The following is a 14,480-nucleotide window of genomic DNA, read 5'->3' on the forward strand; positions in this document are numbered from 1 at the left end:
TCGCTGACCGTCGTCGAGACGTCGTCGAAGAGCCGCGTCACGCGGTCCGCCGTCGTGTACCGCGGCCAGCCCGGGTCCCCGGTGCTCACGAACCGCATTCGCGACGTGTCGGCCGGGCATGTCCCCACGAGGACCCACCTGCGTCCCCACCAGGCCCCACCCGGGTTCCCCACGGGGCCCCACCTGTGTCCCCACTGGGCCCCACTGGAGGGGGTGGGGTTCTTTCGCGGCCGTTATGCGGACGTTTCAGGAACAGCTGAGGTTGCTCCGGCCCCCGGTGAGGGGGATCTTGGCCACCGTCCCCCACCACAGCCCCCACCGGGCCCCACCCGGCTGACCTGCGCAAACGGAACACTCGACGGAGTGGTCTGCCCGTTTGTCGCGTTGACTGTGGTGAAAAGTGGGGTACGGTGGTGGCCAGTGGGGCGGAAGGGAAGCCCCGTGGCCGTCCGGGGTGGTTCGCCACCGTGGACGGTAGGGAGGTGGAGGCCGTGTTCCTCGGCACCCACACCCCGAAGCTGGACGACAAAGGGCGGCTCGCGCTGCCCGCGAAGTTCCGTGACGCCTTGGCGGGTGGGCTGATGCTTACCAAGGGGCAGGACCACTGCCTCTTCGTCTTCCCCCGCGCCGAGTTCGAGCAGATGGCGCGCAAGGTCGCCGAGGCCCCGTTCACGAACGAGGCGGTTCGGGCCTACCAGCGCTACCTGTTCGCGGGCACGGACGAGCAACGTCCGGACGGCCAGGGGCGCATCACCATCGCGCCCGAGCTCCGCCGCTACGCGGGGCTCACCAAGGAGTGCGTGGTGATCGGGGCGATCACCAGGCTGGAGATCTGGGACGCCCAAGCGTGGCAGGGCTACCTGGAGGAGCACGAAGACAGCTACGCGAAGGCTCGAGAGGAAGTACTGCCGGGCGTCTTCTAGGCGTGTGGTCGCGGTGCACCTTCGTCGTCGGGGGACGAAGAGGTTCGCCGCTCCGTGCGAGGAGGGGAAGCCCACCCGGATGCCGTGAGGCCTCTGTCCGCTCAACAGCCCTGGTGCACCTTCCCCGGTACCAGGTCCGCAGCGGGCGGACAGGGACCTGACGGCATCCGCCATATTTCCCCCGGGCCGACTGGGCAAGAGAGGGGGAGGGAACGATGACCGAGCACGTCCCGGTGCTACTCGACCGGATCGTCGAGCTGTTCACTCCCGTGTTCACCGACCGCGACGGCGTCCTCGTGGACGCGACGGTCGGCCTCGGCGGGCATTCCGACGCCCTCCTGGAGGCTTTCCCGCGGCTGCGCCTGGTCGCCTTGGACCGCGACCCCGCCGCGCTCGAGAAGTCCGCCGAACGCCTGGCCCGCCACGGCGACCGCGTCGACTTCGTCCACACCGTCTACGACGGGCTCCCCGAGGCCCTCGACGGGCTGGGCATCGCGAAGGCCGACGGCATCCTGTTCGACCTCGGCGTCTCGTCCATGCAGCTGGACCGCGCCGAGCGCGGGTTCGCCTACGCCAAGGACTCGCCGCTGGACATGCGGATGGACCCGACCACCGGGTTCACCGCCGCCGACGTCCTCAACTCCTACGCGCCCGGCGAGCTCGTCCGGATCCTGCGGGACTACGGCGAAGAGCGCTTCGCGCAGCGGATCGTCAAGGCGGTCGTGGCCGAGCGGGCGAAGGAGCCGTTCACGAACAGCGGCCGCCTGGTCGAGCTGCTCTACGACGCCGTCCCGGCCGCCACCCGCCGCACCGGCGGGCACCCGGCCAAGCGGACGTTCCAGGCGCTGCGGATCGAGGTCAACGGCGAACTGGAGGTGCTGCGCCGCGCCATGCCGGCGGCGCTCGGCGCCCTGAAGGTCGGCGGCCGGATCGTCGTCGAGTCGTACCAGTCCCTGGAGGACCGGCTGGTCAAGCAGGCGCTGGCCGAGCTCGCGAAGTCCCGCACCCCGGAAGGGCTCCCGGTGGAGCTGCCGGGGCACGGGCCGGAGCTGAAGCTCCTCACGCGCGGCGCCGAGAAGGCCGGCGAAGAGGAGATCGAACGGAACCCGCGCGCCGCTTCGGTGCGGCTGCGGGCCGCAGAGAGGATCGGAGAGCCGCGATGACCGCTCCCGCGAAGTCCTCCCGCCGCCGGGCCGCGCCGGCGACGGGGGGTCGCACCTCGACGGACGCCGTCGAGCCGGACCGGCAGACGACGCAGACCGCGCCCCGGCGCGCGTCGCGGGGCCGCACGTCCGCGGCCGAGCGGGCCTACGCCCGCCGCGCCCAGCGCGCCGACCTGCTCAAGGAACGTGAGCCGCGCCTCGAGCCGAAGGCCAGGCCTGCCGAAACGCCGGAGAAGCCGAAGCTCCGGCTGAAGCTGCTGCTGCCGAAGTCGCGGGCGTCGTTCGTGCTGATGATGATGGCGCTGCTGGCCGCCGGCGTGGCGACCACGCTGTGGCTGACCACGCAGGCGATCGCCGACTCCTACCGGCTCGAGCAGCTGCGGACCAGCAACGCGAACCTGGCCGAGCAGAAGGAACAGTTGCAGCGCGACGTCGCCAAGGCGGAGTCGCCCGCTTTCCTGGCGCCCGCGGCCCAGCAGCTGGGCATGGTGCCCGGCGGTGACCCGGCGCGGATCGTCGTCGGCCCGGACGGGAAGACCTCGCTCGTCGGCGAGCCCAAGAAGGCCAAGGCGGACGCCCCCGTGGTGCCGGCCGCGCCGCCCGCCGCGCCCGCCGCGGGCACGCAGTCGCAGCAGGGCGCGCCGATCGAGGGCGACCAGCCCGCCGTGCCCGCCGAGGAGCAGCCGCCGGCCCAGCCGGGAGGCGGCCAGTGATGGCTTCGGGCCGCAGCCAGGTCCGCGCCCGCGCCGCGGGCAGCGCCCGGCGGACGTACGCCGCCGGGACCCGCAGCGCGGCCGCGCGCCGCGGCAACGGCGGGCACCGCAGCCGGTTCTCCGCGGTGCGCCTGCTGCTGGTCGCCGTGCTGCTCGTCGCGGGCGTGAAACTGGTGCAGGTGCAGTGGTTCGACGCCGCCGCGCTGTCGGCCGCGGCCGAGCGGCAGCGCACCCAGACCATCGACATCCCGGCCCAGCGCGGGTCCATTATGGACCGCAACGGCGCCAAGCTGGCGTTCAGCGTCGAGGTGCGCACGCTGTCGGTGAACCTCAAGGCGCTGCACAAGAACATGGACGACTTCGCCGCGAAGAACCCCGGCACGCAGAAGACGTTCGACGCCGAAACCGCCGCCGCCGCGAAGTACATCGCGGCGAAGGTGCCGAACCAGCTGACCGAGCAGCAGCTGCTGGACCTGTTCCACAAGCAGGCGTCCTTCACCTACCTGGTGAACAACGTCGAGCCGTCCGTCGCCGCCGACATCGTCAAGCACTTCGCGTGGATCGGCGTCGAGAAGCGCGCGCTGCGGGAGTACCCGGGCGGCAGCCTGGCGGCCAACATCGTCGGCGCCGCGAACTGGCGCTCCGAAGACAAGGACGTGTCCAAGCACAACCTCCACGGCCTCGTCGGGCTGGAGCTGCTGCGCGACAACGACCTGGCGGGGACGCCGGGCCGGATGATGGTCAACACCAAGAACGGCAGCGACAACGTCGTCATCCCGGGCACCGAGCACGACCTGCAGGCCGCCGTCCCCGGCTCGGACCTCGAGCTGACCATCGACTCCGACCTGCAGTACGAGGTGCAGCGGCAGCTGAGCGACTACGTCCAGCAGTCGCACGCCAAGGGCGGCCAGGCGGTCGTCATGGACGCCAAGACCGGCGAGGTCTACGCGCTGGCCAACGACAAGACGTTCGACCCCAACGACCCGAGCACGTGGAACGCCGACGACCTGGCCAACCCGGCGGTCACCACGCCGTTCGAACCCGGGTCGGTCAACAAGCTCGTCACCGCGACCGGGGCGATCGAGTACGGCATCGCGACGCCGGAGTCGACGGTTCAGGTGCCCGGCGCGCTGCAGGTGGCCGACAAGACGGTGCACGACGCCTGGACGCATGGCACCCAGACCTTCACCACCACCGGCATCTTCGCCAAGTCGTCCAACATCGGCACCCTGCTGCTGGCGCAGAAGATCGGCGAGGAGCGCTACGCGAACCTGCTCAAGTCGTTCGGCCTGGGCCAGCGCACCGGCGTCGGCCTGCCCGGCGAGAGCGCGGGTTCCGTGCCGGCGCGCAGCCAGTGGTCGGCGACCACCTTCGGCAACCTGCCGATCGGGCAGGGCCTGTCGATGACCATCCTGCAGATGGCCGGGATGTACCAGGCGATCGCCAACGACGGCGTGCGCGTCGAACCCCGGATCGTCAAGGCGAAGGTGAACCCGGACGGCACGACCGTGCCCGAGCCGGCCCCGAAGTCGGTCCGGGTGGTCGATCCCCAGACCGCCAAGACGGTGCGCGACATGATGCGCGCGGTCGCCCAGAACGGCAAGGGCCTGCAGAAGGGCACCGCGCCGACGGCGGCGGTCGAGGGCTACCAGATCTCCGGGAAAACCGGCACCGGCCAGCAGGTCGACCCGCGGACGAGGGCCTACAGCGACCACCTGTACAACATCACCTTCGCCGGCATCCTGCCCGCCGACCACCCGCGGTTCGTCGTCGGGATCCGGCTGGACGCGCCGGACACGACGCTGCCGGTCGGGCACTCCGCCGCGCCGCTGTTCCACACCATCGCCTCGTACGTGACGCAGCGGTACCAGATTCCGTTGTCCGACGGCCCCTCGCCGGAGGTCCCGCTCATCATCGCCCCGTAGCCAGGCACGGTCCGTCAAGGCCCCCTCACCCGAGGGGGCCTTCGGCGGTTGAGCGTCCACATCGGCCGGCGCGGGGGAAACCGTTGCGGGGCAACGAGGTCGGGAACGGCGCCTAGCACATGTGCCTCAGCCGTGCGCAATCGCCGTACCGCGTGCGGGGGCCCGGAACGGCCGCCGGTAGCCTCTTGGCCGTGTCCGTGTCCTCGTCCAGTTCCCCGGTGCCGGAAAGCCCGGTGAAAGCGGTCCCCGCACCGCCGCGCCCGGCGCGCATCGTCCCGGTCCCGCTGGCGACGCTGCTCGCCAGGGCGGACGCCCGCCTCATCGCCGGCTCGCCCGACGCGGCCGAGCTCACCGTCACCGGCACCACGCTGCGCGCGCAGCACGTGCTGCCCGGTGACCTCTTCGCCGCCCTCCCGGGCGCCCGCGCGCACGGTGCCGACTTCAGCGACCAGGCGGTCGCCGCCGGGGCCGTCGCGGTGCTCACCGACGCCGCCGGCGCCGAGCGGCCCGCCCTGCGCGACGCCGGCGTCCCGATCCTGGTCCACGCCGACCCGCGCGCCGCCCTCGGCGAGATCGCCGCCTGGATCTACGGCGAGCCCTCGCTGCGGCTGTCCGTCCTCGGCGTCACCGGCACCTCCGGCAAGACCACGACGTCCTACCTGGTCGACGCCGGCCTGCAGGCGGCCGGCCTGACCACCGGGCTGATCGGGACGGTGGAGACCCGGATCGCCGGCGAACGCCTGGTCAGCGGCTTCACCACACCCGAGGCCCCGGACCTGCAGGCGCTGCTCGCGGTGATGCTCGAGCGCGGCGTCACGCACGTGCCGATGGAGGTCTCCAGCCACGCGCTCGCGCTGGGCCGGGTCAACGGCACCCGGTTCTCGGTCGGCGCGTTCACCAACCTCTCCCAGGACCACCTGGACTTCCACAAGGACATGCAGGAGTACTTCGCCGCGAAGTCGCTGCTGTTCGACGGCCGCTCGACGCACGAGGTCGTCGTGGTCGACAGCGCGTGGGGGCAGGCCCTGCTGACGCCGCAGACGATCACCGTCACCACCGATCCGGGCACCGACGCCGCGTGGAAGGCCACCGACCTGGAGGCCACCCCGCAGGGCGAGCAGACGTTCACCCTGCACGGCCCGGACGGCGTCCGCGCCGCGGCCCGCATCCCGCTGCCCGGGGAGTTCAACGTCGCCAACGCCGTGCTCGCCGCCGCGATCCTGAGCACCGCCGGGGTGAGCCTGGAGCACATCGTCACCGGGCTCGCCCAGGTGCAGGTGCCGGGCCGGATGGAGCGCGTCTACGTCGGCCAGGAGTTCACCGCCGTCGTCGACTACGCCCACAAGCCGGCCGCGGTCGCCCAGGGCCTGGACGCGCTGCGCGCCCGCACCGAAGGCCGGATCATCACCGTGCTCGGCTGCGGCGGCGACCGGGACACCGCCAAGCGCCCGATGATGGGCGAGGCCGCGGCCCGCCGCAGCGAAGTCCTGATCGTCACCGACGACAACCCGCGCTCCGAAGACCCGGCGGCGATCCGGGCCGCCATGCTGGCCGGCGCCCGCGCGGTCGGGCCCGCCGAAGGCGGCGAGGTCATCGAAATCGGCGACCGCCGCGAGGCCATCGCGCACGCCGTCGCGCTGGCCGAGCCGGGCGACATCGTCTTCCTCGCCGGCAAGGGGCACGAGTCCGGCCAGGAGGCCGGCGGTGTCGTGCACCCGTTCTCCGACCGCGACGAGCTGGCCGCGGCCATCCGCAACAAACTCGAGGTGAGTGTGTGATCGTGCTCAGCCTGGCCGAGATCGCCGACGTCGTCGGCGGCCGGCTGCACCGCGCCGATCCGGGCGCGCAGGTGACCGGCACCGTGGAGTTCGACACCCGGAAGCTCACGCCCGGCGGCCTGTTCGTCGCCCTGCCGGGCGAGAAGGTCGACGGCCACGACTTCGCCGCGCAGGCCGTCGAGGCCGGCGCCGTGGCCGTGCTGGCCGCCCGCGAGGTCGACGCGCCCGCGATCGTCGTCCCGCCCCTGGCCGCGGGCGAGGCCCACGAGCGGTCGGTCGCGCTGACCGGCGACAAGGACGGCTCCGGCGCCGCGGTGCTGGCCGCGCTGGCCAAGCTCGCCCGGCACGTCGTGCAGCGCCTGGCCGAGGGCGAGCTGACCGTCGTCGGCGTCACCGGCTCCTCCGGCAAGACCTCGACCAAGGACGTCATCGCGCAGCTGCTCGAGCCGCTCGGCCCGACGATCGCGCCGCCCGGGTCGTTCAACAACGAGCTCGGCCACCCCTGGACGGCGCTGCGGGCCGACGCGCAGACCCGGCACCTGGTGCTGGAGCTGTCCGCGCGGGGCCCCGGCCACATCGCCCACCTCGCCGAGATCGCCCCGCCGAAGATCGGCGTCGTGCTCAACGTCGGCAGCGCGCACGTCGGCGAGTTCGGTTCGCGCGAAGGCATCGCGAAGACCAAGGGCGAGCTCGTCGAGGCCCTGCCCGAAGACGGCGTCGCCATCCTGAACCTCGACGACCCGCTGGTCGCGGCCATGGCGAGCCGCACGAAGGCCCGGGTGGTGTTCGTCGGCGAGAGCCCGTCCGCCCAGGTCCGCGCGGAGAACATCACCCTCGACGACGAGGCCCGCGCCTCCTTCCGGCTGATCACCCCGGCCGGCGAGGCCGACGTCAAGCTGCCGCTGCACGGCGAGCACCACGTCGGCAACGCGCTCTCGGCCGCCGCGGTGGCCCTGGAGCTGGGCGTGCCGCCGGCCGAGGTCGCCGAGCGGCTCTCGGCCCTCGAACGGCGCTCCGCCCGGCGCATGGAGGTCGTCACCCGGCCCGACGGCGTCACGATCCTCAACGACTCCTTCAACGCCAACCCCGAGTCGATGCGGGCCGGCCTGAAGGCCCTCGCCGCGATGACGCGGGAGACCGGCCGCCGCTCGTGGGCCGTGCTCGGCGTGATGGGTGAGCTCGGCGCGGATTCGGTCACCGCCCACGACGAGATCGGCAGGCTCGTCGTCCGGCTCAACATCGCCAAGCTCGTGGTCATCGGGCCCGAGGCGGCGGCCATGCACCAGGGTGCGCACCAGGAAGGCTCCTGGGGCGAGGAGTCCACTCTGGTACCCGACGTCGAGGCCGCCGCCGCCCTGCTGCATGATCAGCTCCGCCCCGGGGACGTGGTGCTGGTCAAGGCCTCCAAGGCGGCCGGCCTCTGGCGGGTCGCCGAAGCCCTGCTCGAACCCCGGGAATCCGACAACTCCGAGAATCGCTCGAACGGTGGTGACGCGTGATCAGCATCCTGATCGCGGCCGCGGCGGGCCTGCTGATCTCCATCCTGCTCACGCCCTACCTCATCCGGGTCTTCTCCCGGCAGGGCTTCGGCCAGGAGATCCGTGAGGAAGGCCCCCAGGGACACAAGTCCAAGCGCGGTACCCCGACCATGGGCGGTGTCGCGATCATCATCGCGATGGTCGTCGGGTACTTCGCCGCACACCTGATCAACTGGATGTTCAACTCCCGCAGCGGCGCGCCGACGGCCTCCGGGCTGCTCGTCCTGATGCTCGCGGTGGGCCTGGGGATCGTCGGCTTCCTCGACGACTTCATCAAGATCCGCAAGCAGCGGAACCTGGGGCTGAACAAGACCGCGAAGCTGGTCGGGCAGCTCGTGGTCACCATCGCGTTCGCGGTGCTGGTGCTGAACTTCCCGAACGAGCACGGCATCACGCCGGCGTCGGAGAGCCTCTCCTACGTCCGCGACCTCGCGCTGATCACCTTCCCGTCGGTGATCTTCGTGATCTTCTGCTACATCGTCATCTCCGGCTGGTCGAACGCGGTGAACTTCACCGACGGCCTCGACGGCCTGGCCGGCGGCGCGGCGGCGATGGTGCTGGCCACCTACGTGGTCATCTCGTTCTGGCAGGAGCGGCTGTCCTGCGCCAACGCGCCGGCCGCGGCCTGCTACGACGTCCGCGACCCGCTGGACCTGGCCGTGGTCGCCGCCGCGGCGACCGGCGCCTGCGTCGGCTTCCTCTGGTGGAACGCGGCCCCGGCGAAGATCTTCATGGGCGACACCGGCTCGCTGGCCCTCGGCGGCCTGGTCGCCGGCCTGTCCATGACGACCCGCACCGAGCTGCTCGCCATCGTCATCGGCGGCCTGTTCATGGTCGAGATGATCTCGGTGGTCGCGCAGATCGCGGTGTTCCGGACGACCCGGCGCCGGCTGTTCCGGATGGCGCCGTTCCACCACCACTTCGAGCTCGCCGGCTGGGCCGAAACCACGGTGATCATCCGGTTCTGGCTGCTGTCGGCGATCTGCTGCATGTTCGGGCTCGGCCTGTTCTACAGCGAGCAGCTGGGCCTCGGCGGCTGACCGTGGACATTTCGGGTCGTCACGTCCTGGTCGCCGGGGCCGGGGTCACGGGCAAGTCCGTGGTGCCGGTGCTGGTCGAGCTGGGGGCACGCGTCACCGTCACCGACGGCAACGCCGAGCGCCTGGCCGAGCTGGACGGCCTCGGCGCCGAGCTGGTGCCGGGCCTGACCGAGCCGCCCGCCGACGTCGTCCTGGTCGTCACCAGCCCCGGCTGGCGGCCGACGTCGCCGCTGCTGGTGGCCGCGGCCGAGGCCGGGATCGAGGTCATCGGGGACGTCGAGCTGGCCTGGCGGGTCGGGCAGCTGCGCGAGCACCCGCCGTGCTGGCTGGTCGTCACCGGCACCAACGGCAAGACGACCACCGCCGGCATGCTCGAGTCGATCCTCAAGGCCGCCGGTGCGAACGCCGTGGCCTGCGGGAACATCGGGTACGCGGCGCTCGACGCGGTCCGCGCCGGCTACGACGTGCTGGCCGTGGAGCTGTCGAGCTTCCAGCTGCACTGGTCTTCGACACTGGCCCCGGACGCCGCCGTCGTGCTCAACCTGGCCGAGGACCACATCGACTGGCACGGCTCGATGGCCGAGTACGCGGCCGCCAAGGGTCGCGTCTACACGCGGGCCAAGGTCGCCGTGCACAACGCCGACGACGACTGGTCCACCCGGATCGCCGCCGAGCACGCGCCCGAGAGCGCCCGCCGCGTCGGCTTCCAGCTCGACACCCCGCGCGCCGGCGAGCTGGGCGTGGTCGAGGACCTGCTGGTCGACCGCGCTTTCGTCGCCGACCCGGCGAACAGCGCCGAGGAGCTCGCCACGCTGGCGGACGTCCGCCCGGCGGGCCCGCACAACGTCGCCAACGCCCTGGCCGCGGCCGCGCTGGCCCGCGCGCACGGCGTCACGGCCGACGCCGTGGTGAAGGGCCTGCGCGAGTACCAGCCGGCCCCGCACCGGGCCGTCGAGGTCGCCGAAGTGGCCGGCGTGCGGTACGTCAACGACTCGAAGGCGACCAACCCGCACGCGGCCGCCGGTTCTTTGCGCGCCCACGCGAGCATCGTGTGGATCGCCGGGGGCCAGCTCAAGGGCGCCTCGGTCGACGAACTCGTGAGCAGCATCGCCGGCCGCCTCCGCGGGGTCGTGCTCCTCGGTGTCGATTCACCCGTGATCGCCGCCGCGGTTGCGCGACACGCGCCGGATGTCCCGGTGAACAGCCTCCGTCCGGGTGACGATGAACCCATGACTGCGGCGGTGAGTGCGGCCAGCGCGATGGCCCGGCCAGGTGACGTGGTGCTGCTGGCACCCGCCGCGGCGTCGTTGGACATGTTCTCGAGCTACGGCGCGCGCGGCGACGCGTTCGCCGCGGCCGTGCGTGTCCTCCGCGACGACGCAGCGGGGGAGCCGAGTGACGACAGCTGAGACCAAACCCGTACCGCCGCCGAAGCGGCCGCGCCGCGAGCGCAAGGAGAGCGGCTTCGTCGCGTTCCGGACCGCGCTGACCGCGTGGCTCTCGCGGCCGCTGGCGTCGTTCCACCTGGTGCTCGCCCTCACCGGCGTGCTCACCGTCATCGGCATCGTCATGGTGCTCTCGGCGTCGTCGGTCGCCTCCTACAACCCGAAGACCGGCAGCGGCGTGTATTCGCTGTTCGTCAAGCACCTCGTGTTCGTCGCGCTCGGCTCGTTCGTGTTCTGGCTGGGCCTGCGGGTCAAGCTGGAGCGGATCCGGCGGATGTCGGCCACCGCGACGGTGATCTGCCTCGGCCTGCTGGTGCTCGTGCTGACCCCGCTCGGCTCGACGGTCAACGGCTCGCAGGGCTGGTTCAAGATCGGCGAGTTCACCTTCCAGCCGGTCGAGGCCGCGAAGGTGGCACTGGCCTTCTGGGGCGCGCACATCCTGGTGATCAAGTACAACGTGATCCACCAGTGGCGGCACCTGCTGGTGCCGGTGGTGCCGATCGCGCTGCTGATGTTCGCCCTGGTCATGCTGCAGCCCGACCTCGGCGGCACGGTCACCCTGGCCGTGGTGCTGCTGGCGCTGCTGTGGTTCGCCGGTGCTCCGAAACGGCTGTTCGGCGTCATCCTCGCGGGCGGCCTGGCCGGCGTGCTCGTGCTGGCCGTCATCGCGCCCTACCGGCTCGCCCGGGTCATGTCGTTCCTCTCGCCGGACGCCGACGTCAGCGCCGAGGGCTTCCAGGCCAACCAGGCCAAGCTCGCCCTGGCCGACGGCGGGTTCCTCGGCAAGGGCCTCGGCCAGGGCACGTCCAACTGGGGCTACCTGCCGAACGTGCAGAACGACTTCATCTTCGCCCTGATCGGCGAGGAGCTCGGCCTGATCGGCTGCGTGGTCGTGCTCGCCCTCTTCGGCGGGGTCGCCATCGTCGGCCTGCGGATCGCCACCCGCAACATCGACCCGTGGATCCGGATCGTCTCCGGCACGCTGACGGTGTTCCTGGTCGCCCAGGCCGGCATCAACATCGGCTACGTCGTCGGCCTGCTGCCGGTCACCGGCGTCACGCTGCCGCTGATCTCCTACGGCGGCACCTCGCTGGTGATCACCATGCTCATCATGGGCGTGCTCGCGAACGCCGCCCGGCACGAACCGGAGGCGGTGGCCGCGCTGCGCACACAGGGGCCGGGTAAATTCGGGCGTCTGCTGCGGCTGCCCGCGCCCGACCCGTACCGCCCGCCCGCCACGCGCAAGGCGGCGGGGCGGAGTGGGGCGAAGGCGGCCCGGCCGGCGCCCCGTGCGGCCCGGCCCGCCCCGGCGCAGGAACGACGCAGGTCGGTCCGCGAACCGGTGCGCCGCAGCGCGGCACGGACGAGCACGGCCACGTCTCGCGGCGGGGCCGCGCGGACAACAGCGAGCCGTGGTACCCGGAGTACCGCGAACCGGAGAGGTCATAGGTGAGTAAGCCCGTCAAGGGAACCGAGCGAGCCGCCGCGGGCAAGGCGCCCGTGGTCGTGGTCGCCGGAGGTGGCACCGCAGGACACATCGAACCCGCCCTCGCCCTGGCCGACGCCGTCATGCGGCTGCGACCGGACGCGAAGGTCGTCGCGCTCGGCACCGAGCGCGGCCTGGAGAACAAGCTCGTCCCGGCCCGCGGCTACCCCCTCGAGCTGATCCCGCCGGTGCCGCTGCCCCGCAAGCCGACCCCGGAGCTGGTCAAGCTGCCGCTGAAGGTCCGCGACTCGGTCCGCAAGACCCGCGAAGTGCTGGAGCGCGTCGGCGCGGACGTCGTCGTCGGCTTCGGCGGGTACGTCGCGCTGCCCGCCTACCTGGCCGCGCGCGGGCGCGTCCCGATCGTCGTGCACGAGGCCAACAAGTCGGCCGGCCTGGCCAACAAGGTCGGCGCCCGGTTCGCCCGCCGGGTGGCGGTCGCCGTCCCGGGGACCACGCTGCCGAACGCCGAGGTCGTCGGGATCCCGCTGCGGCGGTCGATCACGGCCCTCGACCGGGCCGCGCTGCGGGCCGAGGCCCGCGCGTTCTTCGACCTCGACCCGGACGCGCCGACGCTGCTGGTCTTCGGCGGTTCGCAGGGCGCGCAGTCGATCAACGCCGCCGTGTCCGGCGCGGCGAAGGAGCTCGCGGACGCCGGGGTCGGCGTCCTGCACGCGCACGGCCCGAAGAACACGCTGGTCGTGCAGGAGTTCCCGGGCAAGCCGGCGTACGTGCCGGTGCCGTACCTGGAGCGGATGGACCTGGCCTACGCCGCCGCCGACGTCGCGATCTGCCGCTCCGGCGCGATGACCGTCGCCGAGGTGACCTCGGTCGGGCTGCCCGCGGTGTTCGTGCCGCTGCCGATCGGCAACGGCGAGCAGGCCACCAACGGCCGTCCCGCGGTCGACGCCGGGGCCGCGCTGATGATCGACGACGCCGACCTCAGCCCGGCCAAGGTCGCCGAGGTCGTCGTCCCGCTGGTCACCGACGCCGACCGCGTCGCGAAGATGGGCGCGGCGGCGGTCGGCATGGGCCACCGCGAGGCCGACGAGACCCTCGCCCGGATCGTTCTGGAGGCCGCCGGTGCTTGACCTGCCTGAAGAACTGCGCCGGGCGCACCTGATCGGGATCGGCGGGGCCGGCATGTCCGGCATCGCGCGGATCCTGCTGGCCCGCGGGGCCTTCGTGTCGGGTTCGGACGCCAAGGAGTCGCGCGCGCTGCTGTCGCTGCGGGCCCAGGGCGCCGAGCTGTTCGTCGGCCAGCGGGCGTCCAATTTGGACGAACTGGCCGAGCCGCCGTCGGCCGTGGTCGTCTCGACGGCGATCAAGGAGACCAACCCCGAGCTGGCCGCGGCGCGCGCGGCGGGCATCCCGGTGCTGCACCGGGCGCAGGCGCTGGCCGGGCTGATGGAAGGCCACCGGGTCGCCTGCATCGCCGGCACGCACGGCAAGACGTCGACGACGTCGATGCTCACCGTGGCGCTGCAGCACTGCCGGCTCGACCCGTCGTTCGCCATCGGCGGCGACCTCAACGAGTCCGGCGCCAACGCCCACCACGGCGAGGGCGGCATCTTCGTCGCCGAGGCCGACGAGAGCGACGGCTCGTTCCTGACGTATTCGCCGTCGGTCGCGGTCGTGACGAACGTCGAGCCGGACCACCTGGACCACCACGGCACGGCCGAGGCCTACACCAAGGTGTTCACCGAGTTCGTGAGCCGGATCGTGCCGGGCGGGCTGCTGATCGTCTGCGCCGACGACGCCGCGGCGGACGACCTCGGCAAGCAGGCCGAGGAGCTCGGCGTCCGGGTCCGGCGCTACGGCCGCACGGCCACCGACGCGCGGATCCTGGACTACGTCCCGGCGCCGGACGGCGGTGTGGTGCGGCTGTCGCTGGACGGCTCCGAGCTGTCGGTGCGGGTCGCGGTGCCGGGTGAGCACATGGCGTTGAACGCCGTGGCGGCCCTGCTGGCCGGGATCGAGCTGGGCGCGCCGCCGCTCGAGCTGGCCGAGGGGCTCGCGGCGTTCGGCGGCGTCCGGCGGCGCTTCGAGTTCAAGGGCCGGGCCGGCGACGTCCGCGTCTACGACGACTACGCCCACCACCCGACCGAGGTGGCCGCGCAGCTGCGCGCGGTGCGCACGGCGGCCGGGTCCGGGCGGGTGATCGTGGTGTTCCAGCCGCACCTGTACTCGCGGACGAAGACGTTCTCGGCGGAGTTCGCGGCGGCGTTGTCGCTGGCCGACGAGGTCGTCGTGCTGGACGTCTACGGCGCGCGCGAGGAGCCCGAGCCGGGCGTCACCGGCGCGCTGATCGCGGACCAGGTGACGGCGTCGGTGCGGTACGAGCCGGCGTTCGACGTCGCCGCGCCGCTGGCGGCCGGGCTGGCCAAGCCCGGCGACCTCGTGGTGACCATGGGCGCCGGGGACGTGACGCAGCTGGGGCCGGAAATCCTCGCCGAGCTGGACAAGCGCTGA

The 14,480-nt window shown here is 72.6% G+C and carries 11 protein-coding genes; all 11 read left to right on the plus strand.

From position 1 onward, the window contains the following. Window positions 1–491 precede the first annotated feature (491 nt). The gene (gene mraZ, locus ACWDN5_RS15325; protein ID WP_310972684.1) at window positions 492–923 is read left to right on the plus strand and encodes a division/cell wall cluster transcriptional repressor MraZ; all 432 of its coding nucleotides are present in this window, start codon (window positions 492–494) and stop codon (window positions 921–923) included. A 215-nt stretch (window positions 924–1,138) separates the two neighbouring features. After that, window positions 1,139–2,086 (plus strand): 16S rRNA (cytosine(1402)-N(4))-methyltransferase RsmH, encoded by a 948-nt coding sequence (gene rsmH, locus ACWDN5_RS15330; protein WP_449676738.1) that lies wholly within the window; start codon window positions 1,139–1,141, stop codon window positions 2,084–2,086. Further along, window positions 2,083–2,799 (plus strand): hypothetical protein, encoded by a 717-nt coding sequence (locus tag ACWDN5_RS15335; RefSeq protein WP_310972631.1) that lies wholly within the window; start codon window positions 2,083–2,085, stop codon window positions 2,797–2,799. The genes rsmH and ACWDN5_RS15335 overlap by 4 nt, the downstream gene beginning before the upstream one ends. Further along, window positions 2,799–4,724: a peptidoglycan D,D-transpeptidase FtsI family protein gene (locus ACWDN5_RS15340; protein ID WP_310972632.1), complete on the plus strand. Its 1,926-nt coding sequence runs from the start codon at window positions 2,799–2,801 to the stop codon at window positions 4,722–4,724. Before ACWDN5_RS15335 ends, ACWDN5_RS15340 begins: the two co-directional genes overlap by 1 nt. Before the next feature lie 233 nt (window positions 4,725–4,957). Beyond that, on the plus strand, window positions 4,958–6,502 hold the full coding sequence (locus tag ACWDN5_RS15345; RefSeq protein ID WP_310972685.1) for a UDP-N-acetylmuramoyl-L-alanyl-D-glutamate--2,6-diaminopimelate ligase: 1,545 nt from the start codon (window positions 4,958–4,960) through the stop codon (window positions 6,500–6,502). Then, window positions 6,499–8,001: a UDP-N-acetylmuramoyl-tripeptide--D-alanyl-D-alanine ligase gene (locus tag ACWDN5_RS15350; RefSeq protein ID WP_310972633.1), complete on the plus strand. Its 1,503-nt coding sequence runs from the start codon at window positions 6,499–6,501 to the stop codon at window positions 7,999–8,001. Before ACWDN5_RS15345 ends, ACWDN5_RS15350 begins: the two co-directional genes overlap by 4 nt. Further along, a complete protein-coding gene (mraY, locus tag ACWDN5_RS15355) occupies window positions 7,998–9,080 on the plus strand; it encodes a phospho-N-acetylmuramoyl-pentapeptide-transferase (protein WP_043785144.1) in 1,083 nt (360 codons plus the stop codon). Before ACWDN5_RS15350 ends, mraY begins: the two co-directional genes overlap by 4 nt. A gap of 2 nt (window positions 9,081–9,082) precedes the next feature. Further along, on the plus strand, window positions 9,083–10,489 hold the full coding sequence (gene murD, locus ACWDN5_RS15360) for a UDP-N-acetylmuramoyl-L-alanine--D-glutamate ligase (protein ID WP_449676739.1): 1,407 nt from the start codon (window positions 9,083–9,085) through the stop codon (window positions 10,487–10,489). Then, on the plus strand, window positions 10,476–11,978 hold the full coding sequence (gene ftsW, locus ACWDN5_RS15365; RefSeq protein ID WP_449676740.1) for a putative lipid II flippase FtsW: 1,503 nt from the start codon (window positions 10,476–10,478) through the stop codon (window positions 11,976–11,978). The genes murD and ftsW overlap by 14 nt, the downstream gene beginning before the upstream one ends. Continuing rightward, complete coding sequence (murG, locus tag ACWDN5_RS15370) at window positions 11,975–13,099, plus strand: undecaprenyldiphospho-muramoylpentapeptide beta-N-acetylglucosaminyltransferase (RefSeq protein WP_449676741.1); 1,125 nt, start codon at window positions 11,975–11,977, stop codon at window positions 13,097–13,099. The genes ftsW and murG overlap by 4 nt, the downstream gene beginning before the upstream one ends. Further along, a complete protein-coding gene (murC, locus tag ACWDN5_RS15375) occupies window positions 13,092–14,480 on the plus strand; it encodes a UDP-N-acetylmuramate--L-alanine ligase (protein WP_449676742.1) in 1,389 nt (462 codons plus the stop codon). Before murG ends, murC begins: the two co-directional genes overlap by 8 nt.

The sequence above is a fragment of the Amycolatopsis sp. NPDC003731 genome, assembly GCF_053586895.1.

Bases quoted from the DNA above. Each gene is read 5' to 3' on its own strand.
- rsmH (WP_449676738.1), top strand. From the start codon at position 1,139: ATGACCGAGCACGTCCCGGTGCTACTCGACCGGATCGTCGAGCTGTTC.
- ACWDN5_RS15335 (WP_310972631.1), top strand. From the start codon at position 2,083: ATGACCGCTCCCGCGAAGTCCTCCCGCCGCCGGGCCGCGCCGGCGACG.
- ACWDN5_RS15340 (WP_310972632.1), top strand. From the start codon at position 2,799: ATGGCTTCGGGCCGCAGCCAGGTCCGCGCCCGCGCCGCGGGCAGCGCC.